General features: G+C 61.7%; 17 protein-coding genes. 13 read left to right on the plus strand and 4 right to left on the minus strand.

Annotated elements, in window-relative coordinates:
- Window positions 1-113: 113 nt before the first annotated feature.
- The gene (locus tag AC1DXU_RS12745) at window positions 114-533 is read right to left on the minus strand and encodes a hypothetical protein (RefSeq protein WP_477368970.1); all 420 of its coding nucleotides are present in this window, start codon (window positions 531-533) and stop codon (window positions 114-116) included.
- Between the two features lie 406 nt (window positions 534-939).
- Here AC1DXU_RS12745 and AC1DXU_RS12750 point away from each other — a divergent pair, with 406 nt between their 5' ends.
- The 7 genes from AC1DXU_RS12750 (at window position 940) to AC1DXU_RS12780 (ending at window position 11,358) form a co-directional block, all read left to right on the plus strand.
- Window positions 940-1,116 (plus strand): hypothetical protein, encoded by a 177-nt coding sequence (locus tag AC1DXU_RS12750; protein WP_477316494.1) that lies wholly within the window; start codon window positions 940-942, stop codon window positions 1,114-1,116.
- 230 nt (window positions 1,117-1,346) lie between these two features.
- Window positions 1,347-3,650, plus strand: a complete 2,304-nt coding sequence (locus AC1DXU_RS12755) for a peptidase domain-containing ABC transporter (protein ID WP_477315431.1) — start codon at window positions 1,347-1,349, stop codon at window positions 3,648-3,650.
- A 105-nt stretch (window positions 3,651-3,755) separates the two neighbouring features.
- A complete protein-coding gene (locus tag AC1DXU_RS12760) occupies window positions 3,756-5,096 on the plus strand; it encodes an HlyD family type I secretion periplasmic adaptor subunit (protein WP_477315429.1) in 1,341 nt (446 codons plus the stop codon).
- A gap of 133 nt (window positions 5,097-5,229) precedes the next feature.
- Entirely contained in the window at window positions 5,230-6,858 is a 1,629-nt protein-coding gene (locus tag AC1DXU_RS12765; RefSeq protein ID WP_477368815.1) for a tetratricopeptide repeat protein, read from the plus strand.
- An 891-nt stretch (window positions 6,859-7,749) separates the two neighbouring features.
- Window positions 7,750-8,964 (plus strand): glycosyltransferase family protein, encoded by a 1,215-nt coding sequence (locus AC1DXU_RS12770; protein ID WP_477368817.1) that lies wholly within the window; start codon window positions 7,750-7,752, stop codon window positions 8,962-8,964.
- Between the two features lies 1 nt (window position 8,965).
- Window positions 8,966-10,210 (plus strand): glycosyltransferase family 4 protein, encoded by a 1,245-nt coding sequence (locus AC1DXU_RS12775; protein WP_477368819.1) that lies wholly within the window; start codon window positions 8,966-8,968, stop codon window positions 10,208-10,210.
- Window positions 10,207-11,358 carry a glycosyltransferase family protein gene (locus AC1DXU_RS12780; RefSeq protein ID WP_477368821.1) on the plus strand — a complete coding sequence of 384 codons (1,152 nt, stop codon included), beginning with the start codon at window positions 10,207-10,209 and terminating at the stop codon, window positions 11,356-11,358. Before AC1DXU_RS12775 ends, AC1DXU_RS12780 begins: the two co-directional genes overlap by 4 nt.
- Window positions 11,359-11,395: 37 nt before the next feature.
- Here AC1DXU_RS12780 and AC1DXU_RS12785 read toward each other — a convergent pair whose 3' ends face one another.
- Entirely contained in the window at window positions 11,396-12,067 is a 672-nt protein-coding gene (locus tag AC1DXU_RS12785; RefSeq protein ID WP_477368962.1) for a class I SAM-dependent methyltransferase, read from the minus strand.
- A gap of 271 nt (window positions 12,068-12,338) precedes the next feature.
- On the opposite strand from AC1DXU_RS12785, the gene AC1DXU_RS12790 reads away from it, so the two are divergent.
- From AC1DXU_RS12790 to AC1DXU_RS12800, 3 genes are all read left to right on the plus strand, one after another.
- Window positions 12,339-15,053 (plus strand): ABC transporter transmembrane domain-containing protein, encoded by a 2,715-nt coding sequence (locus tag AC1DXU_RS12790; RefSeq protein WP_477368823.1) that lies wholly within the window; start codon window positions 12,339-12,341, stop codon window positions 15,051-15,053.
- 191 nt (window positions 15,054-15,244) lie between these two features.
- Window positions 15,245-15,694 (plus strand): cyclic nucleotide-binding domain-containing protein, encoded by a 450-nt coding sequence (locus AC1DXU_RS12795; protein ID WP_477315417.1) that lies wholly within the window; start codon window positions 15,245-15,247, stop codon window positions 15,692-15,694.
- Window positions 15,695-15,827: 133 nt separating this feature from the next.
- Window positions 15,828-16,682: an MBL fold metallo-hydrolase gene (locus tag AC1DXU_RS12800; RefSeq protein ID WP_477368825.1), complete on the plus strand. Its 855-nt coding sequence runs from the start codon at window positions 15,828-15,830 to the stop codon at window positions 16,680-16,682.
- Window positions 16,683-16,770: 88 nt separating this feature from the next.
- Here AC1DXU_RS12800 and AC1DXU_RS12805 read toward each other — a convergent pair whose 3' ends face one another.
- Window positions 16,771-17,532 carry a polysaccharide deacetylase family protein gene (locus tag AC1DXU_RS12805; protein ID WP_477368826.1) on the minus strand — a complete coding sequence of 254 codons (762 nt, stop codon included), beginning with the start codon at window positions 17,530-17,532 and terminating at the stop codon, window positions 16,771-16,773.
- The gene (locus tag AC1DXU_RS12810) at window positions 17,529-18,617 is read right to left on the minus strand and encodes a glycosyltransferase family 4 protein (RefSeq protein ID WP_477368828.1); all 1,089 of its coding nucleotides are present in this window, start codon (window positions 18,615-18,617) and stop codon (window positions 17,529-17,531) included. The genes AC1DXU_RS12805 and AC1DXU_RS12810 overlap by 4 nt, the downstream gene beginning before the upstream one ends.
- A 74-nt stretch (window positions 18,618-18,691) precedes the next feature.
- On the opposite strand from AC1DXU_RS12810, the gene AC1DXU_RS12815 reads away from it, so the two are divergent.
- The 3 genes from AC1DXU_RS12815 to AC1DXU_RS12825 all read left to right on the plus strand — a co-directional run bounded on the left by AC1DXU_RS12815 (window position 18,692) and on the right by AC1DXU_RS12825 (window position 22,902).
- Entirely contained in the window at window positions 18,692-19,870 is a 1,179-nt protein-coding gene (locus tag AC1DXU_RS12815) for a DUF3095 domain-containing protein (RefSeq protein ID WP_477368830.1), read from the plus strand.
- 114 nt (window positions 19,871-19,984) lie between these two features.
- Complete coding sequence (locus tag AC1DXU_RS12820) at window positions 19,985-21,328, plus strand: nucleotide sugar dehydrogenase (RefSeq protein WP_477368832.1); 1,344 nt, start codon at window positions 19,985-19,987, stop codon at window positions 21,326-21,328.
- 233 nt (window positions 21,329-21,561) lie between these two features.
- Complete coding sequence (locus AC1DXU_RS12825; protein WP_477315405.1) at window positions 21,562-22,902, plus strand: adenylate/guanylate cyclase domain-containing protein; 1,341 nt, start codon at window positions 21,562-21,564, stop codon at window positions 22,900-22,902.
- Window positions 22,903-22,914: the final 12 nt, after the last annotated feature.

A 22,914-nucleotide genomic window follows, 5' to 3' on the forward strand; every position in this document is an offset into this window, starting at 1 on the left:
ACTGGCTCGACGGGTGCAACCGGGGCGACCGGCTCGACCGGTGCGACCGGAGCAACTGGCTCGACGGGTGCAACCGGCTCGACCGGTGCAACTGGCTCGACTGGTGCAACAGGTCATACCGGCGCAACCGGCTCGACTGGTGCGACTGGCTCGACGGGTGCAACCGGGGCGACCGGCTCGACCGGTGCGACCGGAGCAACTGGCTCGACGGGCGCAACCGGGGCGACCGGCTCGACCGGGGCGACCGGAGCAACTGGCTCGACCGGCGCGACAGGCTCGACCGGTGCAACCGGTGCGACCGGGGCAACTGGCTCGACCGGCGCGACAGGCTCGACCGGAGCAACTGGCTCGACCGGCGCGACAGGCTCGACCGGCGCGACAGGCTCGACCGGTGCAACCGGTGCAACCGGTGCGACCGGGGCAACTGGCTCGACCGGAGCCACAGGCTCGACCGGAGCGACTGGCTCGACCGGGGCAACCGGTGCGACCGGAGCAACTGGCTCGACCGGGGCAACTGGCTCGACCGGAGCCACAGGGGCAACTGGCGAAACGGGAGCGACAGGTGCGACTGGCTCGGCCGGGGCAACTGGTGCGACTGGCTCGACTGGCTCGACTGGCTCGACTGGTGCAACTGGCTCGACAGGGTCGACCGGAGCGACTGGCTCGACAGGTCCGACGGGTGCGACTGGCTCGGACGGTGGGACCGGTGACCGCGACCATGGCAATAACGGCTTTGGCAATGGAGATCAGGATGCACCTGGTGGTTCCGGGGGCAATAACAATGGCGAAAACGGCCCTGGTCACAACCACGCCAAGGTCACGTCCGACACCCTCGGTCTCAAGGACACTGCGAAATTCCTGCAGTCGGGCTCGACCGACGGCAACAGTGATCCCGGCCATGCGTCGTTCCGCAACCTGATCGGCCTTGCGTCCACAACCGTGACGACAGACCTGCTCAACGTCCTCAAGACGATTGGCGGAGGTCAGAACCAGAACAAGCCGTCGGGTGCAAGCACGGATCTCACCTCCGACCAGACGAAGCCTGGCGCCGGCTACGCCAGCAACGACCACACCGTCAAGACGAACCTGAAGGATCTCTTGAAGCCGCATGAGTGAGCAGGAATGTTGAATGGGCCACGCACGGAGATTGGTCCAAGTTTGAAAAGTGCGCGCGGGCTTCGCTGGAAAGCGAGGCCCGCGCGTTCATCATCTCGAAACAGGGGGTGGCATGAGAGTCGCGCGGCCGATCAGTTCGGAGTACGATGGGGCATCCCCGGAAACCTCGGCGGAAACGCCTCGGCCCGGGCATACTTGCCCCCTCGCCCTGCGTACCGGATGAGAAGTCCATGGTGAACGTCCCCGCAAACGCCGGAAACCCGCTACTCTCGATCCGCGCGGGAACCGAAGTCGAGACCGCAGCGGACCAGGCGAGCGGCCAGAACGCAGCCGCGCGAGCCCCTGGCGGTCCCGCCGAGCTCGACCAGATCGGGCCGCGGCTCAAGGCAGTGCTGCGGGCCGCGCGTTATCACGGCGTTGAACTCGATCCCAACGAATTCAGGGCAGCGAGCACGATTCCGACTGCCGCCGATCTCTCCGAGTGGACGCAGAACGCCGGCATGTGGTCGCGCGCCGTCCGTATCCGCTGGTCCCACCTCTTGCGCTTCCAGGACACCGGACCGGTCGTCCTGTTGTTCAGCGATGGCGGCGCTGGTCTGCTCACCGGGGCGAGTGCCGAGCGGAACGTCGTCTTCCTCAAAAGCGCTGACGCGCCAGACGACGGTGAGGCCACCGCCATCGATGAGCTGCGGCTGTCGCAGGTGTGGACCGGCGAGGCGGTGCTGCTGCGCGCGACACGGTCCCATGTGGCGGCGGATGCGCCTTTTACCCTTCACTGGCTCGCTGAGCTGGTGCGGCTGGAAAGTCGGCCCCTGCGCGACATCGCAATTGCCTCGTTCACGCTGAGTGTCCTTACCATCTTGCCGCCGCTCATCGTCATGACGCTGGTCAACAAGGTGCTGCAATTCAACAGCATCTCGACTTTGGTGCTCTTGTCTGCGGTGATCGCCGTGGTCTTCGCCTACGAGACACTTCTTGGCCATGCGCGGCGGCTGATCATCAACGTCGTCGGCGCCCGTCTGGACACCAAGCTGCAACTCCACGTCTTCAGTCGGCTGCTGCGCCTGCCGCTCGACTATTTCGAGCGTCATCCGGCCGGCGAAACGATGTATCACCTGGCCCAAGTCTATCGTATCCGCGAATTCCTGACCGGAAAACTCCTCAGCACGTTCCTGGATCTGATCACGCTGTGCGTGCTGGTACCGGTCATGTTCTACATCAACGCCACGCTCGCCTGGGTGGTGCTGGCCTGCGCGATCGTGATCATGCTGGTCATCCTGGCCTATCTCAAACCGCTGCGCCGGAGATACCAGCGGGTGGTCGAGGCCGAGACCTGGAAGGCGGCAGCGCTCGGCGAGACTGTCGTCGGCATCAAGACGGTGAAAGCGCTCGGCCTCGAGCCGCAGCGCAAGGCGCTCTGGGATGAACGGGTGGCGGAAGCGGGAAAGGCTCGTCTCGCCTTCGGACAGCTCGCCAACTGGCCGCAGACCCTGGTCACGCCGATCGAACGTGTGATGGTGCTCGGCACCATGCTGATCGGCGCCTATCTCGCGCTGAACGACCGTTCGGGCTACATGGTCGGCAGCCTGTTCGCCTTCATGATGATCTCCCAGCGCGTGGCGCAGCCGCTGGTCGGCCTGGCGCGACTGGTTGAGGACTACGAGGAGGTCGGTGCAGCGATCGGCGAGGCAGCGTCTGTCCTCAACCGGCCGCTGGAGAGCAGTTCAAATTCCACTGGCCTGAGACCCAGGCTTGTCGGCGAGGTCGCGTTCAGCGACCTGACCTTCAGCTATATCGGTACCAAGACACCGGCGCTCGATCGGGTCAGCTTCCACATCCCAGCCGGGAGCATGTTTGGCATTGTTGGGCGCAGCGGGTCGGGAAAATCGACAATCGCGCGCCTGCTGCAGGGAATCAACCGCGACTACAGCGGCTTCCTCAAGCTTGACGGCGTCGACCTCAAGGAAATCAATCTGCGCCATCTTCGCCAAGGACTCGGCGTGGTTCTCCAGGACAACTTTCTGTTCCGCGGATCGATCCGCGATAACATCATCGCCGGGCGCGCAGGCCTGACGCTTTCCGACGCCATGCGTGCCGCGCACCTGGCTGGCGCCCAGGAATTCATCGAGCGAATGCCGAATGGCTATGACACCTGCATCGAGGAAGGTTCGCCCAATTTGTCAGGCGGTCAAAAACAGCGGCTGGCGATCGCGCGTGCCCTCATCCACGATCCGACCATCCTCATCCTCGACGAAGCGACCAGCGCACTCGACCCGGAGAGCGAGGCCGTGGTCAGCGCCAACCTCATGCGCATCGCCAGCGGGCGCACCATGATCATCGTTTCGCACCGGCTCTCCTCGCTGACCGAATGCGACAATATTCTGGTCATGGATCAGGGCAAGGTCCTCGACGTTGCGCCGCACGCGACACTGCTCGAACGATGCGCGCTCTATCGCCAGCTGTGGTCGCAGCAGAACCGGCACCTCGACGGCCGTCACGGCCGCCCGGTCGCCATCCCGCCGCGGTTGGTTTGACAATGCTGCGGCTCATTTGCGCTTCAGGTCCGGTAACCCATGAGTAGTACCTCGCTCACCACCCTCCCCGCTCGGCGGCATCGGATGGAAACGAGGGACCCGACGATGCCAGCCATACTCGAGTTCCAGTGGCCGTCGACGGCTGTTGCCAATGCGCCTATTCCGCACGCGGCGCGTGGCATCGTCTGGATCATTTCAAGTCTGGTCATCGTGCTGATCGCCCTGGCAGGATTGATACCGGTCGATCAGGTCGTGACGACCAGAGGGCTCGTGGTGTCAAAATCGCCCAACATCATCGTACAACCGCTAGAGACCGCGATCGTGCGCTCGATCGATGTTCGTGAAGGACAGCACGTGCAGGCCGGTCAAGTGCTTGCTCGCCTCGATGCGACCTTTGCTTCAGCCGACCTCGCGGCGCTTGCGATGCAGGTTTCGACGCTCGAAGCCGAAGTGGCGCGGTTGAAGGCTGAAGCGGATGGCCAGACCTTCAACTATGACGGTCTCGACCCAAGCTGGACCCTGCAGGCATCGATCTTTGAGCGCCGCAAGGCGGTCTACGACGCCAAGGTTGAGAATTTCGACCGCCAGCGCGACGAACTCAGTTCGGTAATCTCGCGTTCGCTATCGGATGCCGATGGCTACCGCCAGCGGCTCGCGGTCGCGGGCTCGATCGAAGAGATGCGCAAGCAGCTCGAAGCAAGACAGGTGGGCAGCCGCCTCAACACACTGCTCGCCGAGGACAATCGCGCGGAAATGTCCAGGGCGCTCGGCAATGCCGAGCAGACTGCAGAAGCCGCGAAGCTCCAGCAGGCGGCGGTAGCCGCAGAGCGCAACGGCTACATTCAGGGTTGGCGAGCGGATGTTTCGCAGAGCCTTTCGGAGGCGAGTTCGCGGATCTCCGACGCCCGCGAACTTCTCAACAAGGCAAAGCTGCGCAAGCAGTTGGTCGAGTTGAGGAGCGAAGTAGACGCCATCGTTCAATCCGTGGCCAAGGTCTCGGTCGGTTCGATCCTGCAGTCCGGCGAGCGATTGATTACGCTGGTGCCGGCCAACGCGCCGCTTGAGATCGAGACAAACATCGTCGGTCGCAGCAGCGGCTTTGTGCATGTCGGCGACCAGGTGGTCATCAAGTTCGACACCTTCCCCTATTCGCAATACGGCCTCGCTCATGGCACCGTGCGGACGCTCAGCCCTGATTCCTTCTCTGCGCAGGACCAGGCGCGCGATCCGAACAGCTCCCTGGCCATGCTGCCTTCGGACGCCGAACCGTTCTATCGCACGCGGATTTCCATCGACCAGGTCGCCCTCCACGGCGTGCCTGCCGGTTTCACCGTCAGCCCCGGCATGCCGGTGACCGCCGACGTAAAGGTCGGCCGGCGCACAGTGCTCAAGTACATTCTCGGTGTGATGCTCCCGATCGGCCAGGAGGCGATGCGGGAGCCATAGGGCACTGGAGGAATAGAGGCTCGGATCGATGACAATCCTGGATCGGCTGACTGGTTTCGCCTCCCCGGCGGCAGCGTTGCGCCGGGCGATCCAGCTCGCTGACGGCGGTAAGCCCGCCGAAGCCTTTCCGCTTATGGCGGTGGCGGCGCGCGCGGGGATTGTCGATGCCGAGTACCGGGTCGCGCGTTGCTATCTCGAAGGCTCGGGTGTGCCGCCGAGCCGTATGGAAGGTGCGCGATGGCTGCTGCGGGCAGCCAATCACGGGAGCGCCGATGCGCAAGCGCTCCTCGCCGCTCTCTACCTGACCGGGCTGGTGACCAAGGAAGCTGACGGCAAGGGCGCCGAATCGACGCAATTGTTCAAACCGGATTCCTCGGGCAAACCGGACTTCACGGCCGCGTTCGACTTTGCAACCAGGGCGGCCGAGGCGGGCTCGGCAACCGGACAGGCGATCCTCGGTTACATCCTTACCAGCGGCCCCAAACCGATGCGCGATGCAGATGCGGCGCACCGCTGGTACGAGAAGTCGGCTTTGGCTGGCTGCGCCGAAGGGTGTCTCGGCCTTGCCCTGTCACTAGCCCGGCGTGGCAAAGGCGAAGATCGGGTCAGGATTGCCGACGAGGTAAGACGCGCTGCCGACGCCGGCTTGCCGACCGCTACCTATCTTCTGGCAGTCCTTACCGAGCACGGGCTCGGCGTGGCACGCGACATGGCAGCAGCCGTCCAACTGTATCAGGCTGCTGCGGAGAAGGGCCTTCCCTCCGCCCAGTTCCGGTTGGGATTGGCACTTGTTGACGGTGGACTCGTCGACCAAGATATCATTGCCGGAGAGGCCTGGATGCGACGTGCCGCCTTGGCCGGCAATATCGAAGCAGCCTATCTCCTCGGCGATCGTTATGTGAAGACGCAGCGGCCGGATTTTGCAGAAGCCGCAAACTGGTATCGGCGGGCGGCCGAAGCGGGTCACCAAGCCGCAGCCCGCGCTTTGGCATCTCTCTACCTGACGGGGAACGGCGTGGCCGAGGACGTCGAAGAGGGGGCACGCTGGCTGCGCGCTGCCGCAAATCGCGGCAATCAGGAAGCACAGATCGACCTCGCCAATCTCGTCCTCGGCGGAGCCGGCGAGCCGGACGACCGCGCAAGCGTTGCCGGATGGTTCGAGGCGGCCGCAACGTCGGGCGACCTGATTGCGGCCTTCAATCTTGGGCTCTGCTTCGCCAATGGGGTTGGCGTCCGCCAGGACGAGGAGCAGGCGGCGCAATGGCTGCGGCGCGCGGCCGAAGGCGTCGCCGAGGCGCAATATATGTATGCCCGCCTCCTGCAGGATGGACGCGGCGTGGCGGCCGACCCAACACAGGCCCGCCTGTGGTTTGCCCGGGCGGCCAATGGCGGCGTGCTCGACGCGCAGGTGGCGCTTGCCGAGATGCTGCTCAACGGGCGTGGGGGCACGCGCGCGCCAGAGACCGCGGTGCAGCTGTTCCAGGGGGCAGCAGTCGATGGCCACGCCGGGGCGATGTTTGCGCTTGGCGCGCTGTACGCAGCCGGCCATGGTCTGCCGGTCGACCAGGCGGAAGCGCAGAAATGGTTCGCCGCCGCCGCCGGGCGCGGGCATGGTCAAGCCCAACTCATGCTCGGACGCTATCTCTCCAAAGGTCTCGCCGGGGACAGCGACCCAGTTGCCGGTCGCCTTTGGCTCGAGCGAGCGGCTGCACACGGAATCAATGAAGCGGCCGAAGAACTTGCCGAGCTCACCTCGGGTTGAAGCCCGCATAGTGCAAGCACGCCAGACCACGCACGTCTGCCATAAACGAGGATCCAACGGAGTATCTTAGGTTCGGTGCGGAAGCCATTGGCCGCCCCACATCGAAACCGCCGCCGAGTTGCAGGCTGATACCGTCAGAGCGTTTATGTATCCGACGGTATGTTGCCAAGCGCTCTCGAGCGCTTATGTACCGTCAGATTTTCTCGCTGCTCTCGCTGTCTCAAGGCCCCAATCTAAATATGTCTCTTGAAAATCAACAGCTTGCCCATATCCGAGGCTCAATTGACGATGTGGCGTAGATTGCGAAGCCCGGCGAACTTGTCCTTTATGCCGATCAAGCAATTGGGTATATTGGCAGGATAGCGGAATTCGCCTTCACCGCTCTGAAACCAGTGGAGTTCGGAGAGATAGGAGTTAATTGGAATCAAGAGGGATGGCTTCTGCCGATCTTTTGGACACCGCTTTGCCCTTCGATCCATCCCAAAACAATAGTAGGGAGTCTCGGCCCGCTCCTGCCGAGGCGATATTCGCCATTCCATCCAGTTTCGGGCTCAGGTAATTAGAAAGCCTATCTGACAGGCATTCCACAGGATACCTTCAAATTGGTGATAGCCGGCGCCACTTTCAGCCACGAGGCGCTGTCACGCGGCGGCTCGGATAGCCCGACCTTTGGAGTGATAATGAGCTTTGGACGACATTGTCGAACGTCGTATGCGGACGACGATCAGCTTGAAGACACGATCAAGAAGAGCGTCATCCTTGGACCCTCCTGGGTAATACGAATTGAAAATTGCGCCCTCATGTTTCAAAACAGATCGGTAGACCGGGATGGTTTCGAAGCCTGCGGTCGCTCACGGTCCTCAAGGCGAGAATTCTAAGAGACGTTCAACAATGACCCAGCACGTACATAACGCTCGAATTCTCATGTACAGCCACGACACGTTCGGGCTCGGCCACTTGCAGCGCTGCCGGACGATCGCGCATTCGCTGGTCGAGGATTTCCGCGGACTTCAGGTGCTTATCATATCAGGTGCGACTATCGCTGGCGCCTTCGACTACCGCGCCCGTGTCGACTTCGTGAAGATCCCCAGCGTCATCAAGTTGCGCAACGGTGAATACACCTCGCTGGAAAAGGATATCGATCTGCATGAGACGCTAAGGATGCGCCAATCGATCATCCGCCACACCGCCGAGACGTTCCGGCCGGATATCTTCATCGTCGACAAGGAACCGCTCGGCCTGCGCGGCGAGATCGAGGACACGCTGTCCTACCTCAAGACGCGGGGCACCACGCTCGTGCTTGGGCTGCGCGAGGTGATGGACGCGCCGCATCTGCTCGAAGCAGAGTGGGCACGCAGGGATGTGATGCGCAAGATAGGCCTGTTCTACGACAAGGTCTGGGTCTATGGTCCGCCGGATTTCTACGATCCGTTGACCGGCCTGGATGTGCCGCCGGCGGTCAGGGCAAAGATGAAATTCGTCGGTTTCCTGCAACGGAGCCTGCAGAAGAACGAGTTGCCGGGCCACCGGCCCGAGGGCGACTATATCCTCGTTACCACCGGTGGCGGCGGTGACGGCGCAGAGCTGATTCACGACGTCATCGATGCCTATCAGCAGGATTCGCAATTGCAGCATAGGGCGCTGATCGTGCTTGGGCCTTACATGCCAGCGCGCAAGCGCAACAAGCTGCTCAGGAAGGGGGCCAAGATCCCCTATATCAAGATCATCGAGTTCGACAACCGCATGGAAGACCTGATTGCCGGCGCCAAGGCGGTGGTGGCGATGGGCGGTTACAACACCTATTGCGAGATACTGTCTTTCGACAAGCCGGCGCTGATCGTGCCGCGCGTCAAGCCTCGCGAGGAACAACTGATCCGTGCACGGCGCGCAGCCGAACTCGGCCTTATCGAGATGCTTTTGCCGGAAGAAGCCGAGGATTCCCAGCGGTTTGCCGATGCACTGGAGGTGCTGCCGGACCGGCCCCGCCCATCGCAGAGCAATCCGCATCTGACGCTGGAAGGGCTGCCTCATATTTCCGAAATCGTCGCGGAATTGCTCGACCGGCGGGCCGGCCATCACCTTTCGGTCATTGAGGGAATGAACTGAGTTGCAACATCGCAAGATCGTCGTGGTTCTGAAGGGCTATCCGCGGCTGTCGGAAACCTTCATCGCCCAGGAGCTGCTCGGTCTGGAGCGTGCGGGGTTCGACCTGATACTCTTCGCGCTCAGGCGGCCGACCGACGCAAAACGCCACCCCGTGCATGACGAGATCAAAGCGCCCGTTCATTATCTGCCGGAATATCTGCATGACGAGCCGCTGCGCGTGGTTCGCTCGCTGTTTGCTTATCTGCTGCGGCCCCGCTTCTGGCGCGCGCTCGGATCGCTGGCCGCCGATCTCCCCCGCGACTTTACGCGCAATCGCGTGCGCCGCTTCGGGCAAGCGCTCGTGCTGGCGGCCGAATGGCCGGAAGACGCTGTCTGGCTGCATGCACATTTCGCGCACACGCCGGCATCGGTGACGCGCTATGCCAGCCAGCTTCGTGGCCTCCCCTGGAGCTGCTCGGCCCATGCCAAGGACATCTGGACTTCGGCGGATTGGGATCTGGCTGGCAAGCTTGCCTCGGCGCGCTGGACGGTCACTTGCACGAAAACCGGCTTCGACCGCCTGAAAAAACTCGCTAACGGCAAGCCGTCTGTGCATCTGAGCTATCATGGGCTCGACCTTGATCGCTTCGGCATTTTCGGCGAGGTGCGAAAACAGCATGACGGCTCGGTGCCGGACGAACCGGTTATCGTTCTGAGTGTCGGGCGCGCCGTTGAAAAGAAAGGTTACGATACCTTGCTGGAGGCCCTTGCCCTCTTGCCTGGTGATTTGGCGTGGCGTTTCGAGCATATCGGCGGCGGCGAGGAACTGGAACGGCTCAAGGCGCTGGCGCAAAAGCTCGGACTGGATGGTCGCGTCTCTTGGAAAGGTGCGCTTGCGCAGGAGGAGGTGCTCGAGCACTACCGCTGCGCCGACATCTTCGCCCTGGCCTGCAGGATCACCGCAAATGGCGACCGGGACGGCCTGCCGAATGTTCTGGTGGAGGCGGCTAGCCAGCGGCTAGCCTGCGTGTCGACCGATATTTCCGGCGTGCCGGAGCTTTTATTGCCGGATGAAACCGGGCTGCTGGTTCCCTCGGAAAACCCAATTGCCCTGGCACAGGCGCTGGAGCGCCTGATCCGTGATCCCGTGCTGCGCGCCCGCCTCGGCGACGCCGCAGAGGCGCGCGTGCGCGGCAATTTCGATCATATGGCAAGCATTGGACAGCTCAAGGAACTGTTCGAGCGGGAGTGGCGGGCCGCCGAATGAAGCGGCTGCGCGCTTTCTTCTATGTCCAGCACCTGCTCGGCATCGGCCATCTCGCGCGCGCCAGCCGCGTCGCGGCAGCTCTGGTCGATGACGGGTTTGACGTAACCGTCGTGACCGGCGGAGCACCGATCGCTGGGTTTCCTGCCCTGGGTGTAAAATCTGTAATCCTGCCACCTGTCACCTCCGGCGATGAAGGATTTTCCGGACTTGTCGATCTGCGGGGCAAACCCGTCGACGATGATTTCAAGAAACGGCGTTCAGAGATGCTGCTGCAGGCATTCCGGGATTGCAGGCCTGATATCGTCATTGTCGAGGCGTTTCCATTTGGACGCCGGCAGATGCGTTTCGAACTCCTGCCGCTGATCGATGCCATCGAGGCGGCGTCGCCCAGACCGCTGCTGGTGACGTCCGTCCGTGATATCCTTCAGGAACGCGTCAAGCCGGGCCGAAACGAGGAAACGGTCGATCTCATCAACAGGCATTTCGACCTTGTTATGGTCCACGGCGATCCGGCTTTCGCAACCATCGATAAGACATTTCCACTGGCTGGGGCGATCAGGGCCGAGGTCACCTACACAGGGCTCGTTGCCGCGCCGCCATCGCCCGCGGCCTCCGAGCGCTTCGACGTTCTGGTGTCGGTTGGCGGCGGGGCTGCCGGAAAGAGCCTTGTCAGCTCCACCATCGCAGCGGCACGGAATGCCAAGAACGGTTGGAAATGGTGCTTGATCACCGGCCCAAACCTGCCGAAAGACGAGTTCGACGCGATCGCACGCGATGTCACGCCGGACCTGTCCATCTTCCGGTTCCGCGAGGATTTCGCCAGCCTGCTGACCGGCGCCCGCCTGTCGGTCTCGCAGGCGGGTTACAACACGGTCTGCGATGTCCTGCGCGCAGGGTGTCGCTCGTTGCTCGTTCCCTTTGCCGCCGGCGGCGAAACCGAACAGACGGTTCGCGCCCTGATGCTCGAAGAGCTGGGCCTGGCAACGGTGCTGACGGAAAACGACCTGACGCCTGAAGGTCTGGGGCAAGCGATCGAACAGGCGTTTGCGGGACCGGCGCCATCCGCGCATCGTCTCGATCTGGAAGGCGCGCACCGTTCGGCGCAAGTCCTGCGCGAGCGGTATCGAAGCTGGTCTCTGAAAACTTAACGCGGGTCGCGTCTGGGTTGGATTGGCGCAACGCGCTTCAAACAGTCCCGATCAGCATAAAGCGCGTGTATTTTTTTGTCGGCAGTTCGCCGGAGAACCTGATCTCCCGCAGCGCCGCCATGGCTTCGAAGGCCGCCAGTGAAGCCACGCAGTTAATATGCGTCGGCTCGCTGAAATAGTCGTTCGATTGCAGTAGCACAGTCGTGCCCCGCGGAAGCAGGGAAAGCCAGGCGGGCAGATCGGCTATGTGTTCGCAGCTCGTATTGACGATCAGGTCGGCCCCTCCGGCCGCATAGTCGAGTGCGTACATGTCGTCCGTCAGCGCGCGGAACCGGTCGCCGGCTTCCCGGTTGAGGGTCCGGGCGACCGCGCCGACTTCGGGATCGATGTCGATGCTGTCGACCGCCGCTATGTCGAAACGGGCGTCGTTGAAAAGCATTGCCGGCAAGACACCGTACCATCCACCCAAAACCCATATGCGACCGAACCGGCCGCCGCAGCTTTCTAACAGCCTGTCGAGCGCCCACATCTTGCAGGCGACCTGCTTGTGGTTGAAGGCGTTGGCGATATCGGCCTTCGGATGCTTGGCGAGGACGCGCGCCAGCCCGGCCACGAGAGGGTGGTTGACATAGGCAGCGATTCCCCGCGTGAGGTCCAGGGCTTGCTCGTGCCCGTCAATGCCGGCATTGCGTGGTTGCGTGACATCCATCATATTCGTCTTGTATGGTGGGATTTCGGGCGACACAACGCAATCTTGCCCCCAGCAAGGCTGTTTGATCCGCGGACATGAATATGCTGCTAGCCGCTTCTCCATTGCCCGGTGCCGGAGAGTGCCGGTTGCATCTGTCCGGACCGTCGGCGTCCTCCATGCACTGCAGCTTCGAGCGTGTCGCTGGCGACGAAGACATCGCCGATACGCCATTCGCCGGCAGGTGCTTTTGCATCCTGCATCCTTCCAACTGAAGGGTCCACAGTCGCATATGGAACCTAGCCTAGCCCGCTACATCTGGAAGCACACTAAGAAGCAGCAGATCTGGATATTGATGATCGTCCTGCTTTCGATGATCCCGTATTTCATGTCCTTCGACCTGCCGAAGCTGATCGTCAACGGCCCGATCCAGGGCAAGGGGTTCGAGCAACCCGGCGCGACCCTGCCCTTCATGAGGCTGCACTATAACCTGCCGTTCATTGGCGAGGTCCAGTTCTTCTCCGGTTTTCAACTCGACCGCACGGCGACGCTGTTTGCCCTGAGCCTTGTCTTCCTCTTGCTGGTCGTCATCAACGGCCTGTTCAAACTCTACATCAACACCTACAAGGGCCGCCTCGGCGAACGCATGTTGCGGCGTATCCGATTCGATCTGGTCGACCGTGTGCTGCGTTTTCCGCCGGTTTACTTCAAGCGGGTGAAATCCGCCGAAGTGGCGACCATGGTGAAGGACGAGGTGGAGCCGCTGGGCGGCTTCATCGGCGATGCCTTCCTGCAGCCGGTACTGCTCGGCGGCCAGGCGCTGACGGCTATGCTGTTCATCATGATCCAGAACGTCTGGCTCGGAATGATAGCCGTCGTGATCGTGGTGATCCAGATCGTGCTCATCCCGCGAATGCGGCGGCGGCTGATCGTGCTCGGGCGCCAACGGCAGTTGACGGCGCGCGCGCTTTCGGGCCGGGTTGGCGAAATCGTCGACGGTATCGGCGCGGTTCACGTCCACGATACATCAAACTACGAGCGCGCCGACATAGCTGCCCGGCTCGGGCTCATCTTCAAGATCCGCTTCGACCTTTACCAATGGAAATTCATGGTGAAGTTCCTCAACAATTTTCTCGCGCAGCTCACGCCCTTTCTGTTCTACATGATCGGCGGGTATCTGGTCATCCAGGGGCGGCTGGACGTCGGCCAGCTCGTGGCCGTGATCGGCGCCTACAAGGACCTGCCCGGACCGATGAAGGAACTGATCGACTGGGATCAGGACCGGCAGGATGTCCAGGTCAAATATCAACAGGTCGTTGAACAGTTCACCGTCGAGGGTCTCATCGCGCCGAAAATCGCGGCATTGACGATCGACAATCCCGATCCGATGACCAACCCCCTGTCGGCGATCAGTCTGTCCATAGCGGACGATGGCGGTGCAATGCTCCTCAACCGGATCTCCCTCCAGATCAAGCCGGGTGAGACGGTGGCGCTGGTCAGTACCGCAACAGGTGGAGCGGAGGCGCTTGCAGAAGCATTCGCGCGGCTGAACTGGCCGGACAGCGGAAGAGTCGCTTCGGGCGCCGACGACCTGCTTGAACTCCCCGAAGCAGTGACCGGCCGGCGCATGTCCTATGCCTCGTCGGATGTTTTCCTGTTCCAGGCAAGCCTCCGCGATAACCTGCTCTACGGGTTGAAGCATGCGCCGCTGACATCGGTGCCTTATGACGGTGCTGCGGCAGACCAGCACCGCTGGAACATCGACGAAGCACGCCGGTCGGGCAATCCGGATCTTGATATCCACAGCGACTGGATCGACTATGCTTCCGCCGGTGCTACCGGCCCGCACGACCTCTTTGAAGCCGTGCGCCGGGTGCTCGACGCGGTTGTTCTGTCGCGCGACATTCTGGATCTTGGCTTGCGCTCTTCGGCCGACCTCACGCGTCACACGGAGCTTGCCAGCCGGATCATCGAACTGCGTGCGGCGCTGCGAACCCGGCTGGAACATGAAGGGCTGAGCGGACTGGTGGTTCCTTTCGAACCCGGCGCCTACAACAAGGAAGCAACGATCGGCCAAAACCTGCTCTTCGGCGCTGCCGCCGGCCCCGAACTGGCTGACAGGGCCCTAGCGGCCAATCCCTATTTTGTTTCTGTGCTGAAGCAAGCCGGCCTCGACCTCACGCTCTACGAAATGGGCATGGAGATCGCCAAACAGGCGATCGAGCTGTTTGCCGACCTGCCGCCCGATCACCAATTCTTCCAGCAGCTCGCCTTCATGAGCGCCGAGGAGATACCCGCCTACGAAACCTTGCTGCAACGGCTCAAGAACCGTCCTCACGAGGCGGTTTCGGAGAACGATCGCGCCATGATCGTCACCTTGAGTTTTGCCTATATCGAGCCCCGGCACCGCTTCGGCCTGCTGAGCGACGAGTTGATGAACAAGATCGTCGCTGCACGCAACCGGTTCTATGAAAACCTGCCGCCCGAACTGCAAAATGCCGTCGAACGGTATGATCCTGCCAAATACATTGCCGCGGCCACCGTCATGGACAACGTCCTGTTCGGGCGTGTGGGCAACAACCATCCCGACGCGCCGGACCGCATACGCTCCATCGTCTATGACATTCTTGACGAACTGGGGCTTTATTCCGAACTTCTGGATGTCGGCCTGGACTTCAACGTCGGCTCCGGCGGCAGGCGGCTGACCGGTGGACAGCGACAGAAGCTCGATGTTGCCCGGGCCCTCCTCAAGCGTCCCGATTTTCTCATTCTCAACCGGCCGCTGTCGGCGCTCGACCAGCGCATGCAGGATAAGGTGCTGCGAAACGTGCTCGAGGAAGCCAGGTGCGACGGCCATTCGCCGGCAATTGTGTGGGTCGTGACGAATCCGGCAATGGCGATGATGTTCGATCGCGTTATCGTCTTCGACTCGGGTCAATTGGTGGAAGACGGAACACACGAGACACTTTTGGCAGGGAACGGTATTTTCAAGGAATTGCTGTCATAGAGCATTGGACATTCAGATGGGATCATTCTGCCGGTGGGAACTTGCTGCAAGGTCAAAGGATTAAGGTTTCCGGCTGATCGGGCTCGCCACCTTTCTCGTGGCTCGTCTGGCCATCCGGTAACAGAATTGATTCCATCTGGGCGGCCGTTGCTCTAGTCTGGCAAACGCGAATTTTGGGAAGGTTTGCGAAAATGCTGCTCAAGGATGAAGTAGGAATGCTGCAACGCGTTCCCTTGTTCTCTGGCATCGAGCCGACAAAGCTCAAGCTGCTCGCGTTCACATCCGATCGGGTGAGCTACAGCACCGGCCAGATCCTTTTCCGGCAGGGCGACGAGGGAGACGCCGCCTATGTCATCCTTTCAGGCAGGGCGGATATTCTGGTCGATTCCGACAGCGGGCCGATAAAGGTTGCCGAACTGTTGCCAAATTCGATTGTTGGCGAGATCGCCATATTGTGCAACAGCTCCCGCACTGCCACCGTCAGAGCGGCAAGTCCGCTGGAAGTCTTGAGAATCCGCAAGGATCATTTCCTGAGGCTTATGAAGGAGTTCCCGGAAATGACCATCGAGATGGTGCGGGTTCTTGCCGATCGCCTGAGCCATACGACAGCGGATCTGATCGACGCACGAAGCGCCAAATGACGAATGACGTGCGCTCGATCCTCGCCGCGTGATGGCACTGGCCTCTTACTGACAAGGTCACCAGGAGAAAAACCTGTCTCGCCTAGCAACAGTTGTTTGGCTACGATGGGCGACTGGACTGCTAAGGGGTAGCATGGACGACGACGGTTTCCTGGTCAGGTTTTGGGGCGTCCGCGGCAGCATTCCGGTATCGGGGCCAGAATTCTCTCGCTATGGCGGCAACACAAACTGCATTGAGATGCGATGCGGCAAGCATACGCTTTTGTTCGATGCGGGCTCTGGCCTGCGGCCTGCCGGTGCGGTGCTTCGCGCGTCAGGCGTGACCGATTTCGACCTGTTCTTCACCCATTGCCACTACGATCACATCATCGGGCTGCCGGTTTTTAAGCCTATGTATGAACGGGGCATCAAGCTTACGCTCTGGTCCGGGCATCTCGCTGGACGCATGACGACCCGCGAGATGGTCGATGAGTTCATTCGGCCGCCGTGGTTTCCGGTGACACTCAATATCTGCAAGGCAAGCCTCGACTGCCGCGATTTCGTATCCGGAGATGTGCTTCGCCCGCGCGAAGGGGTGGTGGTGCGAACCGGCAGTCTTACCCATCCGGGCGGCTGCATAGGCTACCGGGTCGAATGGGGCGGCCGCGTCGTGGCGGTGATCACCGACACTGAGCACGAGCCGGGCAAACTCGATCAGGCGGTGCTTCGGCTGATCGAAGATGCCGACCTGGTCATTTACGATTGCACCTACACCGAGGAGGAAATGGAGCGCTACCGCGGTAACGGGCACTCGACGTGGCAACAGGGCGTCAAGCTCTGTGAGGCCGCCGGCGCGCGCGGGCTTGCGCTGTTTCACCACGATCCGACACGTACCGACGAGCAACTGGACGAGATGGAGAAACTGGCCAAAGACAGGTTTGCCGGCGCTTTTGCCGCGCGTGATGGCCAAACGCTCAAATTTCCAATCTCACTGCGCAAAGAGCGCTGAGCTATTTTCCTCTCCTTGTTTGAGGACGATCTCTGGACAAAACGGTTCCCGTTTTTGTCCGAGAAAAACCGGATTCCACTTTTCGGGATCATGCTCCAGCGGCGCTGCGCCCGATCAATGTCCTGATTGGAAGCCATGCGCAGGCTTCAGTCTGTGCGGTGACCGTGAACAGCCGTTCGAGGAAGAGCCAGGCCGATTCATCATGGACGAGATGGTGGGTGAGCAGGCCGACCGGTTCGCCGCCGTCGACTGCGTGCTGCAATTGCGCGATGATAGCCTGAACCAACAGGCCATGATCGCGGCAGCCGCGCGTGCCATGCCAATCCATGATGTCGACATTGCTGTTGATGACCGCCAGTGAAGCCGGCTTCGGCGGCCCATAGACCGACAATGCCGCAAATCCTATCGATCCAAGGTCGGATACCAAGCCGGCGTCGATCCTGTTCCAGGGCGGCACCAGCATAGGAACGGCACGTGCGCCGTGCAGGCCGGTCACGTGCGACAGCCCGCGAGCCAGATCGTCGAGCACAGCCTCGCGTGGCCTATGCGCGCCGAGCTCCTGCTTTTTGTGGTTCTCAGGCGCATGATTTCGGTGCGCCCAGCCATGGATCGCGACCGTGGCATGCGGCGCCTCGTCAAGCCGGACGACAAGCTTCCCGTCGGTCAGGGCCGGAATGACGGCCAGAGTGACCGGAACCGCGAATTCACCGGTGAGGTCAAGCAGCCGATCAAGCGCAGGCGTCGGTTCCACGGCGTCATCGTCGCGCAGCCAGAACTCTGCCTTGCGGCCCGCCCTTTGCCGGCGCGCCAGCTCTTCCACCAAGGGCTGCCAGATCGGATCGGATGTCATGATAGCGGGATCTTCTTGAGAAGTTCGGCCAGACGCGCCGCCGCACCACCGAGGGAGCGCTCTTCGAGGACGAAACGCCTGGCTTCTGCGGCCATGATGGTTCTTTCGTCGTTACGGGTCAGAAGCCTTTCAATGGCACAAGCGAACGCCGCCACATCGCCCGGCGGGGTGAGAAGCCCGGTCTGGCCATCCCGCACGACCTCCGGCACGCCGGCAATGCCCTGAGCCACCACCGGAAGGCCGGCGGCCTGGGCTTCAAGATAGGCAACGCCATAGGCCTCGCCGTAACCCGGCCAGACGTAAATTCCCCCGCTGTAAAGGACATCCGGCACGGTGGCCGGCTCGATCTCGCCAAGCCATTCGATACGGTCGGCAGGCAAGCCGGAGAATTGCGCTTTGACCTCGTCACGGGCAGGCCCGTCCCCGACCACAGATATGGTCCAGGGCAGGTGGCTGATCGAACCGAGCGCTTGCGCCAGCATGCGATAGCTTTCGACTTTGTCGCCCGGGCGCATCATGGCGACGGTGACGAGGCGCGTCGGACAACCCCGTCCCGGCATTTCCCGGAATGCCGATGTGTCGATGAAGGGCGAAAGCATGCCAAGAGCGGCGCCGGGAATCGCATCTTCCAGTCCCTGCCGATCCCTTTGCGTGAAGCAGATGTTCAGCGCCGCCTGTTCGATGGCTCGCGCCACCAATGCCTGGCTATCGGCCCACAAGCCGGCGTTGCGCCGCCTGGAATAAGAGGCTTCCGCCGTCACATAGGGGACAGCAAAGGCCGACGCCAGCTCGGGCCCGATCAGGTCGGGCGCCTTGTAATAGGGATGATAGGAGAACCAGAGATCGGGCTTGCCGTCACGGTCCCAAAGCCTTGTCAGCCGCGCGGCTTCGTCCCGAGCCTCGATCTTGAGCGCATCGAAACTTTTCGGCTCCGGCTGGCGTAGATAGAAGCGGAACTCCGATGCCAGTTCGACGCTATGCCCGCCATGCTGCAGCGCCTGGACCAGCATCCGTGCCATCTGGCGGTCGCCGGAGACAACGGGATGATTGGGCGACTTCAGCGGCGCGTAGAAGGCAATTCGCATCGCGCGATCCTATCATCGCAAAGCCTGCGCAAGTCAATTTCGACGCATGATCGACTTCACCTTCAAGCACTGGAATGTGCTATCTGATGCTCATGGAAACAGCTGTCGCGTCCGACCCGTTTGTCGCTTCTTTGCCGGTCTTCGCAAAGTTCGAAAGCGTTGCCGATATCGATAACTATCGGCCTCTCCCCGATGGCTGGGCGCTGGCTACCGCCGACATCGTCGGCTCGACCAAGGCGATCGAGGCCGGGCGCTATAAAACCGTCAATATGGCGGGCGCCAGCGTCATTTCGGCGCTGCTCAATGCGCTTGGTCGGCAAGATCTTCCGTTTGTCTTCGGCGGCGACGGCGCACTCGTGGCGTTTCCCGGCTCGGCGCTGGAGATCGCCCGTAACGCGCTAGCTTCTGTCCAGAGATGGGTGGCGGACGAACTGGACCTGACCTTGCGTGCGGCAATCGTGCCGATAAAGGACATAAGAGCGCAAGGCCTCGACGTTCGCGTGGCGCGGTTCCAGGCCTCCGAAGCGGCCTTCTATGCCATGTTCGCCGGCGGTGGCGGCAGTTGGGCGGAAGCCGAAATGAAAGCGGGGCGCTACCGCATCGACCCCGCGCCGGCCGGCGCGCGGCCGGATCTGACCGGCCTCTCCTGTCGCTGGAACCCGATTGAAGCCCGGCACGGCGAAATCGTCTCGATCATAGCCATACCAGGGGCATCGCGCGACTTGCGCGGTTTTCAGTTCCTGGCTTCCGACATCATCGCGCTTGCCAGCAGGCAGGAACGCGAGGGCCACCCGGTGCCGGTAGACGGGCCGGCCTACAGTCTTCTGCCCGCCGGCCTCGATGTCGAGGCGCGGGCCACGGCGCCGCCAGGGCGGCGGTGGCTCGTGAAGCTATGGGTGATGTTCCTGATGACGCTTACGGCCGTCACCGATAGATTTGGCTGGACGATCGGCCGTTTCGATCCGAAGGTCTACAAACGCGAGGTGGCCAGCAATTCGGATTTCCGGAAGTTCGACGACGGCTTGAAGATGACCATCGACGTTGACGCGGATGTGTTGCAACGGATCGAGAGCCGGCTGAAACAGGCGGAAGAGGCGGGCATTTGCAGCTATGGCCTGCACCGCCAGCAGTCGGCCTTGATGACATGCCTCGTCATCTCGCCGCTGCAGCCCGATCACGTTCATTTCATCGATGGCGCCGACGGCGGCTATGCGATGGCTGCCGCAAGCCTGAAGGCGAAGGCGCGGGTCTGATGACGGCTTGCGGAAATCGATTTTCGGCAATATGCCTCGGCCATGGTTCTCGGGACCCGGTGAGCCTCGCCATGGGCGCGGGTAGTCTGTCCGAATTGACGGGAAAGCAGATTTTTGGACGCCTCACGATCGACATATGACCGTCTTCTCAACCGGATTTCGACGCGCGCCGCGCAAGTCGGTGTGATCGGACTGGGCTATGTCGGGTTGCCGCTGTCGGTTGCGATCGCACGCGCCGGCTTCCCGGTTTCCGGCTTCGACATCGAAGCCCAGAAGGTTGAGAGCCTGAACAACGGCCAATCCTACATCGAGGCGGTGACGTCGACAGCCCTTGCCGGCCATGTGGCGAGCGGACGGTTCCGCGCCACTGCGGATTTTGCCGAACTGACCGTCTGCGATGTCATCATCATCTGCGTTCCGACACCGCTGACGAAACACCGTGAGCCGGACCTCTCCTTCGTCAGGAACACGGCAGGCACCATCGCCAAGCATCTGCATCTCGGCCAGCTGATCGTGCTGGAATCGACCACCTATCCCGGCACCACAGACGACGTGATCAAGCCCATACTGGAAGAAACCGGCTTGCAGTCGAAGATAGACTTCTTCCTCGGCTTCTCGCCCGAACGCGAGGATCCTGGCAACCGCAGCTTTGAAGTCGCGACGATCCCCAAGGTCGTGGCAGGCGACGGCATTGAAGCGGCGACGCTCGTACAGGCTTTCTACCAGGGCGTGGTCGAGACCGTCGTTCCGGTTTCCACCACGGCGACCGCCGAGGCGGTCAAGCTGACGGAAAACATCTTCCGCTCGGTCAACATAGCCCTCGTCAACGAGTTGAAAATCGTGCTCGGTGCGATGGGCATCGACATCTGGGAGGTGATCGAGGCGGCAAAGACCAAGCCCTTTGGCTACATGCCTTTCTATCCTGGCCCCGGACTTGGCGGGCACTGCGTTCCGATCGATCCCTTCTACCTGACGTGGAAGGCGCGCGAATACGAACTGCCGACCCGCTTCATCGAGCTGGCGGCAGAGATCAACACGGCCATGCCTCGTCATGTGGTCGATGAACTGGCGAAGGCGCTGGACCGGCGCTGCGGCAAAGCGCTCAGCCGCTCGCGTATTCTGATCATCGGGCTAGCCTACAAGAAGAATGTGCCCGACATCCGCGAAAGCCCCTCATTGCGGCTCATTGAACTCATCGAGGAATGGGGCGGCAAGGCGGAATTTCACGACCCGCATGTTGCCGAGATCCCGACCACAAGGGAGCATATGGCGATAAAGGGGCGTCGCTCGGTCGAATTGACCGAGGCGGCCTTGAAGGATTTCGACGCTGTCGTCGTTGCAACCGACCACGACGCGATAGACTATCGGGCGATCGCTGATCACGCTCTTCTGATCGTCGACACACGCAATGTTTTTGGCCGCCTCGGGCTAGCCCGAGAGACGGTGGTGAAGGCCTGACGGCGTCTGAGCCGGCGAATTTGCCCGATGTCAGGATCGGGGTTGCACTCCGCCGGCAGCCTCGCCACATATGTGCCCCAGGAGATAAATGCAGTTACGCCTGCTCCTTGCCTGCAAGGAACAGTCATTCGGGAAATTCTTCGCCGGCTTTTGCCGCCGAAGCCGGCTTCATTCACTTCGAGGGTGTGACGGATCAAAGGAGATGGCTCGTCTTCGACGGGTTTCGAGATAGCATGAGCACAGCGCAAGCAGAAATTTCCACCATTCTCATGGATAAGGTTGCCGATTGGCTGACCCAATCAGCGCTGGCCGGCAACGACCTGGAAACATTGGTAAAAGGCTTTTGTGAACGGCTGGCTGCTGCCGGCCTGCCACTGAAGCGGGTGCATTTGAGTTTTTCGATGCTTCATCCGCTTTATGACGCGCTTGGCTTCACCTGGCTTCGCGGCCAGGGCCTGGAAATGGAAGGCTTCCGCAAGGAGGGCGGCGTGCCGTCCGACAGATTCCTGACCAGCCCATACTACCATCTGCTCAGCAACAACCTCGACCATCTGCGGCGCCGGTTCAACCCGTCGGTGCCGTCGGAGTTTCCTGTTTTCGATGAACTCAAGCTTATGGGCGTCACCGACTACATGGCTTTCGTCCATCCCTTCAACGGCAACACCAGTCAGGGCATGTTGGGGTCCTGGTCCACCGACAGTGCTTCAGGCTTCAGCGACAGCATGATTTCGGCGCTGCTGCGCATCCAGAACCATCTCGCTATCGCAACCAAGATGGCGGTGCTCACCAAGCTCGCCGACAATATGATGACCACTTATCTCGGCGGCGACGCCGGCAGGCGCGTGCTCGACGGCCAGATCAAGCGCGGCGAGGGCGACACAATCCGGGCGGCACTGGTCATGGGCGATATGCGCGGGTCGACAAGGCTTGCCCAAACCTCCGGCCGCGAAGTCTATATCGATACGCTGAACCAGTTTTTCGATGCCATTGCCGCACCGTTCAATCGCGAAGGCGGGCAGATCATGAGTTTCCTGGGGGATGGCTTCATTGCCGTCTACCCTTGCGAAAGGCACCGCGCGCAGTCCGAGATCGCCTGCCAGGCTGCTCTTGCGGCAGCGCACAAGGCCAGCGCGCGTATGATGGATCTCAATCAGCGCAGAAAGAAGCAGGGATTGGGCGACATAAAATTTGGTATCGGCCTGCATGTCGGCAATGTGATGTTCGGCAATGTCGGGCTTACCGACCGGCTCACATTCTCTGTCTTCGGCTCGGCTGTAAACGAGGTTCAGCGCCTCCAGACCCTGACCAAGAAATATCCGCACAGCGTTCTCGCCAGCAAAGACTTCGCCGGCTATTGCGGCACCAACAGCTGGCTGACGCTCGGCGAGGAGGAACTGGCGGGCTTCAAGCAGAAGCTGACGGTGCTTTCACCCGATCTGTCGGGTGCTCTCGCACTCGAGGAAGACGCTGCGCTGCAGCCGATTTACGATCGAAGATCGGACGCCGAGCAGCTCATGCTGCTTCATCGCGATGCCGCGCGGCTGTCGGCGGGCGACCCGAGCAAGCTCCAGTAACCGCCACGATCT

The organism is Mesorhizobium sp. P3_A10, assembly GCF_056403175.1.

Coding starts and splice junctions, on each gene's coding strand:
- AC1DXU_RS12815 (WP_477368830.1), top strand. CDS start 18,692: ATGTGCTATCTGATGCTCATGGAAACAGCTGTCGCGTCCGACCCGTTT.
- AC1DXU_RS12800 (WP_477368825.1), top strand. CDS start 15,828: ATGGACGACGACGGTTTCCTGGTCAGGTTTTGGGGCGTCCGCGGCAGC.
- AC1DXU_RS12790 (WP_477368823.1), top strand. CDS start 12,339: ATGGAACCTAGCCTAGCCCGCTACATCTGGAAGCACACTAAGAAGCAG.
- AC1DXU_RS12810 (WP_477368828.1), bottom strand. CDS start 18,617: ATGCGAATTGCCTTCTACGCGCCGCTGAAGTCGCCCAATCATCCCGTT.
- AC1DXU_RS12765 (WP_477368815.1), top strand. CDS start 5,230: ATGGCGGTGGCGGCGCGCGCGGGGATTGTCGATGCCGAGTACCGGGTC.
- AC1DXU_RS12825 (WP_477315405.1), top strand. CDS start 21,562: ATGAGCACAGCGCAAGCAGAAATTTCCACCATTCTCATGGATAAGGTT.
- AC1DXU_RS12760 (WP_477315429.1), top strand. CDS start 3,756: ATGCCAGCCATACTCGAGTTCCAGTGGCCGTCGACGGCTGTTGCCAAT.
- AC1DXU_RS12785 (WP_477368962.1), bottom strand. CDS start 12,067: ATGGATGTCACGCAACCACGCAATGCCGGCATTGACGGGCACGAGCAA.
- AC1DXU_RS12780 (WP_477368821.1), top strand. CDS start 10,207: ATGAAGCGGCTGCGCGCTTTCTTCTATGTCCAGCACCTGCTCGGCATC.
- AC1DXU_RS12805 (WP_477368826.1), bottom strand. CDS start 17,532: ATGACATCCGATCCGATCTGGCAGCCCTTGGTGGAAGAGCTGGCGCGC.
- AC1DXU_RS12770 (WP_477368817.1), top strand. CDS start 7,750: ATGACCCAGCACGTACATAACGCTCGAATTCTCATGTACAGCCACGAC.
- AC1DXU_RS12795 (WP_477315417.1), top strand. CDS start 15,245: ATGCTGCTCAAGGATGAAGTAGGAATGCTGCAACGCGTTCCCTTGTTC.
- AC1DXU_RS12755 (WP_477315431.1), top strand. CDS start 1,347: ATGGTGAACGTCCCCGCAAACGCCGGAAACCCGCTACTCTCGATCCGC.